Raw genomic sequence first — 14,540 nt, 5'->3', positions numbered from 1 at the left:
TGACGATGCGCCTGCTGCTGCTCGCCGACACGCACCTGCCCAAGCGCGCCAAGGCGCTGCCCGAGCAGGTGTGGCGAGAGGTCGCGGAAGCGGATGTCGTGTTTCACGCCGGAGATTGGGTGGAGCCGCCGCTGCTGGACGAACTCGAATCCCGCAGCGCGCGGCTCATCGGCGTGTGGGGCAACAACGACGGCGAGGAGCTGCGCAGCCGGTTGCCGGAGATCGCACGGGTCGAGCTCGACGGCGTCCGCTTCGCGATGATCCACGAAACGGGCGCCGCCCAAGGCCGCGAACGCCGCTGCGACAAGGACTTCCCCGACGCGGACGTCCTGGTCTTCGGCCACAGCCACATCCCGTGGGACACGGTCACGCCGAACGGGCTGCGCCTGCTCAACCCCGGCTCCCCCACCGATCGCAGACGCCAACCGCACTGCACCTACCAAACAGCGGAACTCTCCGACGGAACGCTGACGAACGTCGAACTCCACCGCCTGCCACCACGGAGCCACTGACTGGCTTCAGCTGCCTACATGACCCGGCATTCCCGTGATCACGCCAGGAATCGGCACCGCGTTTCCGCCCGCGCCGACCCGGCTGCATGCACGTCGGGCCGGAAGCCAGATCAACTCAACGCCGCAAGGAACGCGGCCCATGCGCTGTGCCCCACCGATAACTCGCCGCCCTGCGGGTCTTTTGAATCCCGCACCGAGACCGCCCGCTCTGTCAGCCGCACCTCGACGCAGACGTTGGACGAGGCGGAGCTGCGACTGCTCTTGAACCATCCGGTGTCGTAGCGCATCACTTCAGATCCTTCAGCTTCTCGATGAGCAAGGCACGAGCCGGCTCCGGCTCAAGGGCAAGCTCTCGAACGCTCTCCCATGCCCGGAACATGGCGGCAGTTTCCACCTCTTGATCGTGGTAAGTACAGGGGCCGTGGGAACCGGTGCAAGCGATGCGCGGCGCATTCCCGGCGAAGTCCAACGTGACGAGACCGCCTCCGAGAAGGAATTTGGAGGTAGTCGCCCGACTCAGAACCCGAACGCTCACCGACGGACGTTCACCTAGCTGGAGCAGGTGGAGGAGCTGGCCACGCATGATCGCCGAACTCCCGACCGTTTCCTCCAGAGCCGATTCGGTCAGCACGAAGTCGATCTGCTTCGGCTCCTCGGCATCCAACACTCGCCGCTGCTGCTGAAGCCGGAACTCGATCCTGCGCTCGATCTCCGCTTCGGACGACTCCCACCAGATCCCGTCCCCTGCGCGCATCAGCGCGACGACGTAATCCTGCGACTGCGCGAGCCCCGGAACGATTCCGGTGTCGTAGAAACCGATCGCGGCGGCATCGGCTTGCAGGTCCGCCAACCGATCGAACGACTTGGGCAGCTGATCGGTGTAGCCCTGGCCGCGCTGCCGCTTCCGGGCCACCACACCCAGCGCGAGCACGGTTTCCCGGTCCGCCTCGGACACCCCGTAGCGATCGAGCAGCAGCCCGAGCTCGTCGATGCTCAGCGAGGCCTTCGCCGATTCGAGGTGGCTGATGCGGGTGTAGTGCCGGTTGATCGCGCGAGCCGCCTCTTGCTGGGACAGCCCTGCTTCACGCCGGAGCCGGCGAAGTGTGAGCCCCAGCTGGCGGCGCTCGACGGTTTGGCGGCCTGTGGGCACGAAATCTCCTCCGGCTGAGCCAATGGCTACCTGATCAGGGGACCGACAATAGACCACAACCTGTGGTCTATTTATCTTGCAAGCCTAACCCTGGGGCTTAAGTGAAGATCTTTCGTGAACTGTACCGAGACACCGCAGACCAGAAGGAAGCCGGATGCGCGAGCAACGAGCCGTGGAGAACGACACCTACGTGTGCCTGTCCGAGCAGGTCAGGATCACTTTCGAAGCTGAGCCGGACCGATCCGTCCAACTGGACTTCCGAGGCAGCGGCGACGGACTGACCCTGAACTTCACCGAAAAGGCTTTCGCCGAACTCACCAGCGCCGTCGGCCGAGCCAACGCCGAACTCCTCGGCACCACCCCGCCGAACTGAGTGAGCGGACCGTTCGCCCAATCCCGTTGGGCAAACGGTCCGCTCACCCCAACCCGAACCAAGTCAACGGACCCTTCGACCAAACCCCTTGGACAAACGGTCCGCTCACCCCAACCCGAACCAAGTCAACGGACCGTTCGCCCAACGGGGGAAGCTCACGAGGCGAGTTCGGACTCGAAGTCCTGCCAGTCCCCCACGTCCATGACATGCGCGATTTCTCCCACATGGCGCCGGAATTCCGTTACCGGACCCGCCACTTCCACGTAGCCCGGCGGCTTCACCAGGTACTCGTCGTCGTGATGGATCGGCACCGCCGCGCGGGCGCCGAGGATGCGCGCCGCCACCGCCGCCTGCTCCGGACCCATCGCCGCGGGAAACGGGCTCGGCGGTTGCAGGGCGGGCGCGTCGACCACCGCGCCGTTGATCGGCAGGAACACCGCGTCGAACGGGCCGCAGCGCTGCGCGATGGACCACCAGGCGCCGTGGAACAAGGTGTCCCCGGCGTGCAGGACGCGCCCGCCTCCCGCCTCCACGACCCAGCTCACCTGCGGGGAACCCAGACCGTCGACGGCGGGCACTGCGGTGATCCGGAACGGGCCGATCTCGCGTTGCTCCCACTCGGCCACCACGTCGGCGGCCAGGCCGCTCGCCGCCAGTTCCCGCTCGACCGGTTCGGTGAGCACGTCCTCGAACGGCTCGGGCCGGAACACCGGAGCGCCGGGCCGCAGCGCGCGTTCGAGTGCCGGCACGCCGGTGTGGTCGACGTGCAGGTGCGTCACCAGCGCCGCGGCGACCGATTTGGCGGCGGGGGCGGGCAGCTCCGCCTGCGAATCGCGAAGCCCGAACAGATCATTCGGATGCTGGACCAGGTCCACCACGACGGTCGTGCCGTCCGCTTCGATCTCCAAGCCCGCCCAGGCCAAACGCCGGATGCGCATCGCGCCCACTCCTCTGTTCTCCGATCGACCCACGCAAATTTAGCGTCCGACCGTTCTCTAAATCAATAGCGAACGGCCGGACGCTAAAATGTGGGCATGTCACCTCGACGATCAGCTGCGGAAGCGCAGGCGACCCGCGCGAGGATCCTCACCCGCGCGGCCGAGATCGCCTCCGAAGAAGGACTCGAGGGCGTCACCATCGGGCGCCTGGCGGGCGAGCTGGAGATGAGCAAGTCCGGAGTGCTCGGCCACTTCGGCACCAAGGAAGCACTCCAGTTCGCCACGTTGGACGGCGCTTTCGCGAACTTCTGGCAGCGCGTGGTCGAGGCCGCCCTGCCCGTTCGACCAGGCATGCGGCGGCTGCTCACCCTCTGCGAGAACTCGATCACGTTCCTCGCGACTCTCGAGCTGCCAGGCGGCTGCCTGATGACCGCGGCGGCAACGGAGTTCGACGGCCGCCCCGGCCCGGTTCGCGACGCGGTCGCCGAGCGGTGGTCCTGGTGGCGCGGCCGCCTGCGCGAGGAACTGACCGCAGCGGCGGACAACGGCGAACTGCCCGCGCACTTCGACGTCGACCAGGCGATCTTCGAGATCATCGCGGTCGGCCTCGCGCTGAACCAAGCACTCCAGCTGGATCACGACCCCCAGGCCACCGAACGCGCCCACCGCGCTATCCGCCGCATCCTCGAACCGGCGGATCAGAAGCCCTGATCAATCACGGCACCCCCGACCCCGGCCGACCGCATCAGCGGCAGAGCCGCCGGTGCACCGCGATCCGAACCGAGTGAACGGACCGTTCGCCCAATCCGCTTGGACGAACGGTCCGTTCACTCGAATCCGCGGAGCCGCGCGCGGCGTGCCCTGGTGGCGGGTGAACGGACCGTTTGCCCAGCCCCATTGGACGAACGGTCCGTTCACTCCGCCCCACATCGGGCGGTGCGGGTTTCCGCTGCGGTGAGCGCCTCCTTTGCCCAATGGGAACGGGCGAAAGAGGCATTCACGCCACGAACCCCCGCTCAGATCACGCGAGGGCGCCCCGCGAGCATGCCGACGATCGTCTGCGCCACCACGATCACCAGGACCGCGATCAGCGACATCGTCCAGGCCGCCGTCATGTCGTGCAGCATCCCGAACAGGAACGGCCCCGACGCGGCGATCAGGTAGCCGATGCTCTGCGCCATCGCCGAGAGCTGCCCGGTGTCGGCGGCGTTGCGAGTGCGCAGCGAGATCATCACCAGCGCCAGCGGGAATGCGCTCATGCCGATGCCGATCAGCACCGCCCACAGCACCGGCGCGGCCAGCGGCGCGAGCAGCAGCCCCAGCAGCCCGGCGAACATGAGCACGCCCATCAGCAGCGCCCAGCCGGACTGACCACGGGTCCGCGTCACCAGCGGCGGCAACACCATGTTGATCGGCACACCGATCAGCAGCAGCACCCCGAGCAGCGCCCCGGCCGAGGTAGCGTCCATGCCCGCGCCCTTGAAGACCTCCGGTATCCAGCCCATCACCACGTAGGCGACGGTTGACTGCATCGCGAAGTAGAGCGTGATCAGCCAGGCCAGCGGGTTGCGCATCAGCGACCGCCGCTCACCCTTCGCGGCACTGACGGCCTTCGAGACGGGGCGCTTGCGGGTACCGGGCACCCACACGCACAGGGCGGCCAGGGCCACGACCATCCACGTCGCCAGCGACCACCGCCAGTTTCCGGTCGCCGAGTTCAGCCACGGGGTGAGCGCGGAACCGGACGCGCCACCGGCCGCCATCGCGGTCGTGTAGAGGCCGGTCGCCAGGCCGACTCGCCCGGGGAAGGACTCCTTCACGACCACCGGGATCAGCACGTTGCACATGGCGATCGCCGCGCACACCAGCACCGTTCCGCCCAGCAGGGTCCACGGGCCGCCGAGCACGCGGGCGATCATCGCGGCGGTGAGCAGCGCGAGCGAGGCGCCGACGACGCGGTTCATCCCCCACCTGCGCGCCAGCAGCGGAGCGCCGATGCCGGCCAGGCCGAAGCACAGCGTCGGCACCGAGGTCACGATGCTGGCCCAGGTGCTGGTGGCGCCCAGCGAGTCGCGCACCTCACCGAGGATCGAGGCGAGGCTGGTGACGGCGGGCCGCATGTTCGCGGCGGCCAGCGCTACGCCGGCCAGCAGCAGACCGCCACCGGCGACGGCACGCGGCCGGGACGGCGCCATCGTCTCCGCGGCGCCCTCGTTCACGAGGGCTTCGGCGTCGGCCGGTGCGGAAGTGTCGTCGGCCGGGGTGCCGGACGCGGCCGAAGCCGCTGACCTGGCATCCTGGTCGGTCACACGGTCGGTGGGAACTCGATCGATCGGGGACTGGGTGTGCGACTCAGGAGACATCGCCGCCTAGTATGGCAAACATAGGATGTTTGGATGAAAGGACCCTTCAGTGCCTTTGGTCACCACCCAGCGCACGGGTCTGGTCGAGCAGGTAATCGCGCAGATGCGCACGCTGGTCAGCTCCGGCGAGTGGCCGTTGGGGGAACGCATCCCCACCGAATCGGAGCTCGTCACCGCACTCGGCGTCGGCCGCAACACGGTTCGGGAGGCCGTGCGAGCGCTCGCGCACGCCGGATTGCTGGAGGTCCGCCAAGGCGACGGCACCTTCGTCCGCGCCACCAATGAGCTCTCCGGCGCGGTCCGGCGGCTCTGCGGCTCCGAGCTGCGCCGCATCCTGGAAGTGCGCCGCGCGCTGGAGGTCGAGTCCGCCCGGCTCGCCGCCGCGGCCCGCACCGAGGAGGACGTCGCCGAGCTGGAAACACTGCTCGCCACGCGCGACGACGCGATGGAACGCCTCGATCGCGAAGTGGTCGTTCGCGAGGACACCCGATTCCACCTGCGCCTGGTGGCCGCCTCGCACAACCCACTGCTGATCGGGCTCTACGAAGGCATCAGCGAGGCGGTGCAATCCAGCGTCGCCACGACCTTCGATCCCGCGTCGGTCACCCAGGTCTCGCACACCGAGCTGCTCAACGCCGTGCGCTCCGGCGATGCCGACCGCGCCGCGGCCGAAGCCGGTGGCTTCCTGGACGAGCTGCTGGACGCGCTCGACGCTCAGCCGGAGAAGCCGACCTCACCCGCCGAGTAGTCGGTACCGAAGTCGAACGCGCCCGAATCGTCCGCGACGTCCCCGGCGATCGGCGCCAGCCAGGCCGCGGTGAGCACGCCGGAGGTCACGACCTCCCGCGACCTGCCGCCACCGACCCGGTTCAGCACCACCGAGGGGGCGCCGAAGCGGGTGATGACGATCTCCTCACCGGACTCCACGCGGTCCAGCAGCTCGGGAAGCCGTGTCTGCGCCTCTTCCGCGGTGATTTCAGTCGCCATGCCGACGACGTTACCCGCGTCACTCCCCGCGTGCATCGCCGCAGGTCCGACGACGGGCAGTCCGCTCGGGGCGCCACCGTCGAGCAGCCGCAGCAGCGCGTCGGTGTCCAGGTGCCGTTCGACGAGGTCGCCCAGCAGGTCCAGCTGCCCTTCTCGCAGCGCCGCGAACGACACGTCCGGCGCGGCCGCGAAACCGTCCCGGCCCGCCTGTTCCGCGACGTGCGCGAGGAAACGGCGGCGGAACGCATCGTTCTCGAACAGCCCGTGCCAGTGCGTGCCCGACACCGAGCCGCTGACCGCACCTTCCGCGCCGAACTCGGTCTTGATCAGCGGCAGCAGGTCGTCACCGGGCCGCACCGGCGTGCCGTGGTGGATCTCGTAGCCGGTGACCGCCTCGCCGAACGCCGTGCCGTGCGGGGTGCGCAGCGTCTTCTCCCGCTCGAACTCGATCTCCAGGTCGAGCAGCCCGAGGCCGTCGACGGCGCCTCCACCGGACTCGACCTCATCGGTGATCCGCCGGGACAACATCTGGAAACCGCCGCAGATCCCGAACACCGGCAGCCCCGCCCGCGCGTGCGCGAGCACCCCGTCGGCGAGCCCGGTGCGGTGCAGCCACGCCAGGTCCTCGACGGTCGCCTTGGAACCGGGCAGCACCACCAGGTCCGCATCGGTGAGCCGGGACGGTTCGGTCACGAACCGCACCGCCACGCCGGGTTCCGCCGCCAGCGCCTCGATGTCGGTGGCGTTGGAGATGCGCGGCAGCTTCGGCACCGCGACCCGCAGCCACTGCTCGCCGAGCGGCGGCGCCGGATTGCCCACGACTCCGTCGGCGACGTAGGACAGCGAGTCCTCGGCGTCCAGCCACAGTTCCTCCGACCAGGGCAGCACGCCCTGCACGGGTCGGCCGGTCAGCGCCCGCACCCGCTCCAGTCCGGAGGCCAGCAACGCCGGATCCCCGCGAAACTTGTTGATCACGAACCCGGAGACCAGTGCCTGGTCGGCGGCGTCCAGCAGCGCCAACGTGCCGTAGAGCGCGGCGAACACGCCGCCCCGGTCGATGTCGCCGACCACCAGCACCGGTAACCGCGCCGCCTGCGCCAGCCCCATGTTCGCGATGTCGGTGGCGCGCAGGTTGATCTCCGCGGGCGAGCCCGCGCCCTCGCAGATCACCTGGTCGTAGTCGTTCCGAAGTCCATCCAATGTGGACGATACGGTCTCCAGCAACGCCGCTTTGCGTTCCCGGTAGGACAACGCCGTGACCTCACCGGCCACCTTGCCCAGCACCACGACCTGCGAACTGCGATCCCCGCCGGGCTTGAGCAGGACCGGGTTGAACCGCACCGACGGCTCCAGCCCGCACGCCGCCGCCTGCACCGCCTGCGCCCGGCCGATCTCGCCGCCGTCCGGGCAGACCACGGAGTTGTTCGACATGTTCTGCGCCTTGAACGGCGCCACCCGCACGCCCGACCGCGCCAGCCAGCGGCAGATCCCGGCGACCAGGACGCTCTTGCCCGCGTCCGAGGTCGTCCCGGCGACCAGCAGACCGCTCACGGCTGGGTGAGGATCTCGTTGCCGTCCTCGGTGATCAGGATGGTGTGCTCGAACTGCGCGGTCCACGACTTGTCCCGCGTGGTCACCGTCCAGCCGTCGCTCCACATGTCGTACTCGTGGGTGCCCAAGGTGATCATCGGCTCGATGGTGAACGTCATGCCCGGCTCCAGCACGGTCTGCACCGACGGCTCGTCGTAGTGCAGCACCACCAGGCCGGAGTGGAACGAGCGGCCGATGCCGTGCCCGGTGAAGTCCCGCACCACGCCGTAGCCGAAGCGCTTCGCGTACGACTCGATGACCCGGCCGACCACGTTGAGCTGCCGCCCCGGCTTCGCCGCCTTGATGCCGCGCATCGTCGCCTCGTGGGTGCGCTCCACCAGCAGCCGCACCTCCTCGGAGGCCTCACCGGCGATGAAGGTGGCGTTGGTGTCGCCGTGCACGCCACCGATGAAGCCGGTGACGTCGACGTTGACGATGTCGCCGTCCTCGATGATCGTCGAGTCCGGGATGCCGTGGCAGATGACCTCGTTCAGCGAGGTGCAGCAGGACTTCGGGAAGCCCCGGTAGCCCAGCGTCGACGGGTACACGCCGTTGTCCACGAAGAACTCGTGCACGACCTCGTCGACGCGGTCGGTGGTGACGCCGGGCTCGATCGTCTTGCCCGCCAGCTGCAACGCCTGCGCCGCGAGCCTGCTCGCCACGCGCATCGCCTCGATGATCTCGGGCGGCTGCACGTCCGGGTCGGTGTTGCGGCGCGGAGCGGGCTTGTCGACGTATTCGGGCCGCTCGATCGTCACCGGCACCGGCCGGCGGGGCGTCTGGATTCCTGGCTGCAACGGTGCGCGTACGGGCATGCCCTTCACTCTAGAACGTGGGATCCGAGCCCGGCCGGTCCCCGTCCCGCCGTGTCCGCACTGCGGGAGCGAGCCGCCCGCGAATGCGACGGAGGACACGTTCCGGCTGGTGAGCGAGGCCCCATTGCAGGCTCAGGCGCCGGGCGACGCCGTGGCGAGGCCTTCTTCCTCCGCCGCCGCGAGCAGTGCCTTGTCGTAGGAGACGTAGGCGTGCAGGCCTTCGCGGATCTTGCAGGCGGAGGCGAGGTGGATCGCCTCCAAAGGGCTCACCTGGGAACGCAGCGACGCCGCGGTGTCCAGCACGTCCTGCTTCACCGGCAGCTGGTCGAGCTTGGACAGGATGATCGAGGCCAGGTCCTCGATGGCGGGGCCGAACTCGCGGAACGTGCGCAGCACGTCGACCTGCGAGAGGGCGCTGGTGATGCGGGGCTGTTCCAGCCGGGCCTGCACCCATTCGCTGAGCGCCTTGCTCTCCGGCTCGGGTGCGATCAGCTTCACCAGCGCGGAGGAATCGAAGTAGATCAATGCCGCTCCTGTTCACGTCGGTCGTCGCCCGGCGGCGCCGTTCGTGAGCCCGGCTCCTCGTCCTCCGGGGGCCACGTGTCGAGATCACCGGCGTCCGGTTCGCCCGGTTCCGGCAGGTCGCCGCCGTCGCCGGGGATCAGTTCCCCGGCGGCGATCAGTTCGTCGTAGAGCGAATGCGCGCGTGACGGCGGGTTCAGGACCGCGACCGTGCGGCCGCGGTCCGTCACCAAGATCGACTCACCGGTCGCCACCCGCTTGAGGTAGCGGCTGGCGTTCTGCCGCAGCTCCCGGACCCCGATCCGCTCCATGAGCTACAACGTAGCACATTGACTTCACGGGGTGTTCGACAAGAAACTCTGCGCTACCTGCACGGCGGGCTTCGACTCGCCCGCGTCCTCCAGCAGCACCGCGAATGCCAGGTCACCGCGGTAGCCGACGAACCAGCCGTGCGCATGGGTGCCGTCGCCGAACTGCGCGGTACCGGTCTTGCCCGCGACCTCACCCGCGCTCGCGGCACCGGTGGCCGTCCCGGACAGCACGACATCCCGCATCATCGGCCGCAGCTGATCCAGCGTCTTCGGCGACAGCGCAGCCACCTCCGAGTCGGCCTTCGTCTCCGCGCCCTCGATCAGCTTCGGAGTGGGCATCGAGCCGTTGGCCACCGTCGCCGACGCCAGCGCCATTCCGAACGGGCTGGCCAGCACCGTGCCCTGGCCGAATCCGTTCGCCGCGCGGCCCGTGGTGTTCTCCGCGGGCGGCGCCTGCCCGGTGATCGTCGTGATGCCCGGCACGTCGAAGTCGACGCCGACGCCGAGCTGCTTGGCCATGTCCGTCAGCGCCTGCGCGGGCAGGTCCACCGCGAGCTGGGCGAACGTCGTGTTGCAGGACTTCGCGAACGCCGTGCGCAGCGGCACCGTGCCCAACTCGAAGTCCTTGTCGTTGGGAATCGTGCGGCCGTCGACCACCTTGCTCTTCGGGCAGTCCACCGGCCCGTCGATGGTCACCTTGTCCGCTTCCAAACCCGCCGCCGCGGTCGCGATCTTGAACGTGGAGCCGGGCGGGAACTGCCCGGTCAACGCGGGCGAGCCCTGCGCGTCGGCCGGGTCGTTCTGCGCCACCGCCAGCACGCCGCCCGTGGACGGCTGCATCGCGACGACCATCGCCGCCTGCGGCACCGGCGCCACCGCCTGCTCCGCGGCCCGCTGCACGCGGTCGCTGAGCGTGGTGTGCACCTGGTCCACCGGACGCGACGGCTGCTCCTGCAACACCTCGACCGGGGCGCCGTTCGCGTCCGCGACCGCCACGCTCCACCCGGAGTTCGCCGCGATCTGCTCGTCGACCTGCTTCGACACCCCGGCGAGCGCCTGCGCGGCGTATCCGCGCTCAGCCGTCACCAGCTGCGACTGCGCCGGGAAACGCACCCCCGGCAGGTCGTAGATCGCCGGGCGCACCTGGTCGTAGTCGGCCTGGCGCAGCGAGACCACCACGTAGGGCTGACCGGGCGGAGTTCGCCCGACGCCGTCCAGGATCGTCTGCTGGGTGATCTCCGGGTCGACCGGCTTCAGCCCTTCCGCGAGCTGACCGGCCGTCCCCGGCAGGTCGCCCGCCTGCTGCGGGTCGAGGCTGACCGTGACGATCTGCTCCGGCTTCATCAGCTCGGCACCATCGCGGTCCAGCACGGGCTGCGGCTCCGGCCGCTGCTCGTTGAACACCAGTCGCTGGCCCGGCCCCAGCTTCGGGTGCAGCGCCGATGGCGCCCAGTGCACCTTCCAGCCCTGGTCGGATTCGGTGAGCTCGAACGCGCCTTCGTACCGCCAGACGCGGCCGTCACCGAGGTCCCAGTCCGCGTCGAACGTGGCGCGGGCGGGGGCACCGCCCTCGTCCTCGACGACCTTGGTCACATTGAACCGCACCGCCTGCGGCGACAAGCCGCCACGAGCATCTTCGAGCGCCTGCCGCGCCCTGTCCGGAGCGTCGGTCCGCCCCGCCGCACCCGCCGAGTCGCCCGCGGCGAAGGTGTTCAGGAACGAGGAGGCGATCTCCTGGGCGGAAGGCCCGGATTCGAACATGCCGCAGCCCGAGAGGGGCAAGGTCAGCGCCAAACCGGTGAGCGCGGCGAGCACCCGCGAGCGCGGGCCTCGCTGAGGAAAGATCCGTGAGGAAGCCACCCCCAAAGTATGCCGAAGACGACCAAGCTTCCCGACCGCCACCCGATCAGCCGCATGCCCGGGGGTTCAGAGGTCCGGAGTTTGGTTCGGCTCAGTGGGCGAAGGTTTTAAACCTTCCCGGCCTGGCGCCCGCTCGCAGCGGCAAGCCGAAGCCCGGCACTGCCGCCCCACCTGCCGTACGACCGAAGACCGCGCAATCGACGGCGAAGCCCGCCTACCTCGCGGCAAAGCCGTGCCACGCGGCAAAGCCGTGCCTCGCGGCCGAAGGCCGTGCCACGCGGCAAAGCCGTGCCACGCGGCGATAGTCGTTCCTTCCGGCGAAGCCGTGCAGTCGGCGGCGAAGCCCGCCAAGGGCAAAGCGAAGCAAGCCTGCCTCGCGGCCGAAGGCCGTGCCTTGCGGCGAAGCCGTGCCTTGCGGCGAAGGCGTGCCTTGCGGCCGAAGGCCGTGCCTGGATGCGCGTCAGCGCATAGCCCACGCAAGCAAAACGACCACCGGCGGGTTCTCAGCGGCCTTCTCGCGAGGACAGCCATTTCGCTGTGTATCGGACATACATGAGAAATGGATCCCGCAGCGAGAAGGCCGCTGAGGTTCCGCTACCCAGACACCTCAGACAAACGAGCCCTGGAAGTAATCACTAAAACCAACCTTCCACACCCCACAACAACCACACGCCAAGCCCGGGAAGGCTCCAAAACCCACCCCCACGCCAAGCCGAGCGAGACTCCAAAGCCCCCCACGCCAAGCAGGACGGACTTCCGAAGGCTGCCTGTCAGAACAGGACTGTGCTGAAGGTGCCGGTCTGCTGGAAGCCGACTTTGCCGTAGGCGACTCTGGCCGCGATGTTGAAGCCGTTCACGTACAGGCTCGCGGCGCGTCCGAGCCCGCGGACGAGGTGGTCGGCGACGGCGGCCGTGCCCATTGTGCCGAGCCCGGAACTGCGCTTGTCCGGATGCACCCAGACGCCTTGGATCTGCCCGACGGACTGCGACATCGCGCCGATCTCGGCTTTGAACACGACTTCGCCGTTCTCGAAGCGGGCGAATGCGCGGCCCGCCGCGATCAGCTCCGCCACCCGGGCGCGGTAACCGGCGGCGCCGCCGTCCCTGGAGGGGTCGACTCCGACTTCTTCGGTGAACATGGCGACCGCCGCGGGCAGGTAGCGGTCCAGTTCCTCGGGGCGAACCTGGCGGACCAGCGGGTCGGGACGCACTGCGGGTTGACCGGAGAGCACCATCAGTGGCTGCTGCTCGCGCACTTCGCGCGCGGGTCCCCATTGGGCGGCGAGTTCGTCCCACAGCGCCAGCACCTGCTCGGCGGGACCGACCAACGAGGAACACACTCGGCGACGACGCAACACCCGATCGGCGAAGGCCCGCATCGCGTCCGGCCCCCCGGACAACGGTATGAGGTTGACGCCGGAGAAGCACAGCCCGTCGAGCCTGCTGCCGTATCCCCATACTTCGCCGCCGAGCCTGCTCGGACGCAGCCCGACGGGTTCCACTCTGGAGGCGACCATGCAGGCGGCGACGGGGTCTCTGGCCAGCGCCGCGCGAACCTGGGCCGCGTCCCGATCCTCCAGTAGGCGGGCACCGACGAGCTTCAGCACGGGTAAAGACTGCCAGACCGAACGGCCCACAGGCTCCCCTGCCCGACGTACCCAGCGCACACCCACCGTGTATCACCCGAATGGCGGAGCGCGATGGGCGGCAACGGGATCAATCGCGGCCGTCCGGACCGTTCCATGAGCGAGCTCGTCACGACGGACCGGCTGCCGCGCGTCCGACGAACGCCGCCCACCGGACCGGTTCCGGCGGGCGGGGTTCAGCGATCAGCCGACGGTGACGACCGGGCTGCCGTCGCTCTGCCCTTCGGGGGCCTCCATGTCCTCGGCGATGCGCATGGCCTCTTCGATCAGTGTTTCCACGATCTTGGCTTCCGGCACGGTCTTGATGACCTCGCCCTTGACGAAGATCTGGCCCTTGCCGTTCCCGGAGGCGACGCCGAGGTCGGCCTCACGCGCCTCGCCGGGACCGTTCACCACGCAGCCCATGACGGCGACGCGCAGCGGCACCTCCATGCCCTCCAGCCCGGCGGTGACCTCCTCGGCCAGCGTGTAGACGTCGACCTGGGCGCGACCGCAGGACGGGCAGGAGACGATCTCCAGCTTGCGGGGACGCAGGTTCAGCGACTGCAGGATCTGGGTGCCGACCTTGATCTCCTCGACCGGCGGCGCCGACAGCGAGACACGGATCGTGTCGCCGATGCCCTGGCGCAACAGGGATCCGAACGCCACTGCGGACTTGATCGTGCCCTGGAACGCCGGGCCGGCCTCGGTCACGCCCAGGTGCAGCGGGTAGTCGCACTGTTCGGCGAGGATCTCGTAGGCCCGCACCATCACGACGGGGTCGTTGTGCTTGACGGAGATCTTGATGTCGTTGAAGTCGTGCTCGGCGAACAGGCTCGCCTCCCACAGCGCCGATTCGGCCAGCGCCTCCGGCACCGCCTTGCCGTACTTCTTCATCAGCCGCGGGTCCAGCGAACCGGCGTTGACGCCGATCCGGATCGGCGTGCCGTGGTCCTTCGCGGCGTGCGCGATCTCCTTGACCTGGTCGTCGAACTTGCGGATGTTGCCGGGGTTGACCCGGACCGCCGCACAGCCCGCCTCGATGGCCGCGAACACGTACTTCGGCTGGAAGTGGATGTCGGCGATGACCGGGATCTTCGACTTCTGCGCGATCGCGGGCAACGCCTCGGCGTCGTCCGCGCTGGGGCAGGCCACTCGCACGATGTCGCAGCCGGACGCGGTGAGCTCCGCGATCTGCTGCAGCGTGCCGTTGATGTCGGCGGTGTTGGTGGTGGTCATGCTCTGCACGGAGATGGGGTGGTCACTGCCCACTCCGACCGCACCGACCTGCAACTGCCGGGTCTTGCGCCGTTCGCCCAGTGTCGGGGCGGGTGCTGCGGGCATGCCCAGATCGACGGTCATCGATTCCTCTCCACCTTTGCGCTGCGCGGATGCGCTGATGAGTTACGGCGGGGCGAGGTGATTCGTACCGCGCCCCGGTGGTGGGACGGCTCAGCGACGAGCGTGCCGACACCGCCCCGGGAAAGCCCGGAC

General features: G+C 69.2%; 15 protein-coding genes. 4 read left to right on the top strand and 11 right to left on the bottom strand.

Annotated features, from left to right (window positions below; all coding sequences use genetic code 11):
• Positions 1–5: 5 nt before the first annotated feature.
• Positions 6–512: a metallophosphoesterase family protein gene (locus H2Q94_RS05955; protein ID WP_243795561.1), complete on the top strand. Its 507-nt coding sequence runs from the start codon at positions 6–8 to the stop codon at positions 510–512.
• Between the two features lie 110 nt (positions 513–622).
• Here the strand turns inward: H2Q94_RS05955 and H2Q94_RS05950 are convergent, their stop codons facing one another.
• Both H2Q94_RS05950 and H2Q94_RS05945 read right to left on the bottom strand, forming a co-directional pair.
• Complete coding sequence (locus H2Q94_RS05950) at positions 623–799, bottom strand: DUF397 domain-containing protein (RefSeq protein WP_243792922.1); 177 nt, start codon at positions 797–799, stop codon at positions 623–625.
• Entirely contained in the window at positions 799–1,662 is an 864-nt protein-coding gene (locus tag H2Q94_RS05945) for a helix-turn-helix domain-containing protein (protein ID WP_243792921.1), read from the bottom strand. The genes H2Q94_RS05950 and H2Q94_RS05945 overlap by 1 nt, the downstream gene beginning before the upstream one ends.
• Before the next feature lie 154 nt (positions 1,663–1,816).
• On the opposite strand from H2Q94_RS05945, the gene H2Q94_RS05940 reads away from it, so the two are divergent.
• The gene (locus H2Q94_RS05940; protein WP_243792920.1) at positions 1,817–2,035 is read left to right on the top strand and encodes a hypothetical protein; all 219 of its coding nucleotides are present in this window, start codon (positions 1,817–1,819) and stop codon (positions 2,033–2,035) included.
• Between the two features lie 155 nt (positions 2,036–2,190).
• On the opposite strand, the gene H2Q94_RS05935 is transcribed toward H2Q94_RS05940, so the two are convergent.
• Complete coding sequence (locus H2Q94_RS05935) at positions 2,191–2,973, bottom strand: MBL fold metallo-hydrolase (RefSeq protein ID WP_243792919.1); 783 nt, start codon at positions 2,971–2,973, stop codon at positions 2,191–2,193.
• Between the two features lie 96 nt (positions 2,974–3,069).
• Here H2Q94_RS05935 and H2Q94_RS05930 point away from each other — a divergent pair, with 96 nt between their 5' ends.
• Complete coding sequence (locus H2Q94_RS05930) at positions 3,070–3,684, top strand: TetR/AcrR family transcriptional regulator (protein WP_243792918.1); 615 nt, start codon at positions 3,070–3,072, stop codon at positions 3,682–3,684.
• A 305-nt stretch (positions 3,685–3,989) separates the two neighbouring features.
• Here the strand turns inward: H2Q94_RS05930 and H2Q94_RS05925 are convergent, their stop codons facing one another.
• The gene (locus H2Q94_RS05925; protein ID WP_243792917.1) at positions 3,990–5,282 is read right to left on the bottom strand and encodes a CynX/NimT family MFS transporter; all 1,293 of its coding nucleotides are present in this window, start codon (positions 5,280–5,282) and stop codon (positions 3,990–3,992) included.
• A gap of 103 nt (positions 5,283–5,385) precedes the next feature.
• Here H2Q94_RS05925 and H2Q94_RS05920 point away from each other — a divergent pair, with 103 nt between their 5' ends.
• Entirely contained in the window at positions 5,386–6,084 is a 699-nt protein-coding gene (locus H2Q94_RS05920; RefSeq protein WP_243792916.1) for a FadR/GntR family transcriptional regulator, read from the top strand.
• On the opposite strand, the gene H2Q94_RS05915 is transcribed toward H2Q94_RS05920, so the two are convergent.
• The 7 genes from H2Q94_RS05915 to ispG all read right to left on the bottom strand — a co-directional run bounded on the left by H2Q94_RS05915 (position 6,051) and on the right by ispG (position 14,408).
• Positions 6,051–7,874: a cobyric acid synthase gene (locus H2Q94_RS05915; RefSeq protein ID WP_243792915.1), complete on the bottom strand. Its 1,824-nt coding sequence runs from the start codon at positions 7,872–7,874 to the stop codon at positions 6,051–6,053. The genes H2Q94_RS05920 and H2Q94_RS05915 overlap by 34 nt on opposite strands.
• On the bottom strand, positions 7,871–8,728 hold the full coding sequence (map, locus tag H2Q94_RS05910) for a type I methionyl aminopeptidase (RefSeq protein ID WP_243792914.1): 858 nt from the start codon (positions 8,726–8,728) through the stop codon (positions 7,871–7,873). Before map ends, H2Q94_RS05915 begins: the two co-directional genes overlap by 4 nt.
• Before the next feature lie 132 nt (positions 8,729–8,860).
• A complete protein-coding gene (locus H2Q94_RS05905; RefSeq protein WP_243792911.1) occupies positions 8,861–9,253 on the bottom strand; it encodes a type II toxin-antitoxin system VapC family toxin in 393 nt (130 codons plus the stop codon).
• Positions 9,250–9,561: a type II toxin-antitoxin system Phd/YefM family antitoxin gene (locus H2Q94_RS05900; protein WP_243792908.1), complete on the bottom strand. Its 312-nt coding sequence runs from the start codon at positions 9,559–9,561 to the stop codon at positions 9,250–9,252. The genes H2Q94_RS05905 and H2Q94_RS05900 overlap by 4 nt, the downstream gene beginning before the upstream one ends.
• 24 nt (positions 9,562–9,585) lie before the next feature.
• Entirely contained in the window at positions 9,586–11,421 is a 1,836-nt protein-coding gene (locus tag H2Q94_RS05895; protein WP_309501129.1) for a penicillin-binding transpeptidase domain-containing protein, read from the bottom strand.
• Between the two features lie 770 nt (positions 11,422–12,191).
• Entirely contained in the window at positions 12,192–13,028 is an 837-nt protein-coding gene (locus H2Q94_RS05890; protein ID WP_243792907.1) for a GNAT family N-acetyltransferase, read from the bottom strand.
• Between the two features lie 222 nt (positions 13,029–13,250).
• Complete coding sequence (gene ispG / locus H2Q94_RS05885; RefSeq protein ID WP_243792904.1) at positions 13,251–14,408, bottom strand: flavodoxin-dependent (E)-4-hydroxy-3-methylbut-2-enyl-diphosphate synthase; 1,158 nt, start codon at positions 14,406–14,408, stop codon at positions 13,251–13,253.
• Between the last annotated feature and the right edge of the window lie 132 nt (positions 14,409–14,540).

The organism is Saccharopolyspora gloriosae, assembly GCF_022828475.1.
Lineage (GTDB): Bacteria > Actinomycetota > Actinomycetes > Mycobacteriales > Pseudonocardiaceae > Saccharopolyspora_C > Saccharopolyspora_C gloriosae_A.
The sequence above is the reverse complement of the archived record's forward strand: the minus strand, read 5'-3'. Positions and strand labels throughout refer to the sequence as shown.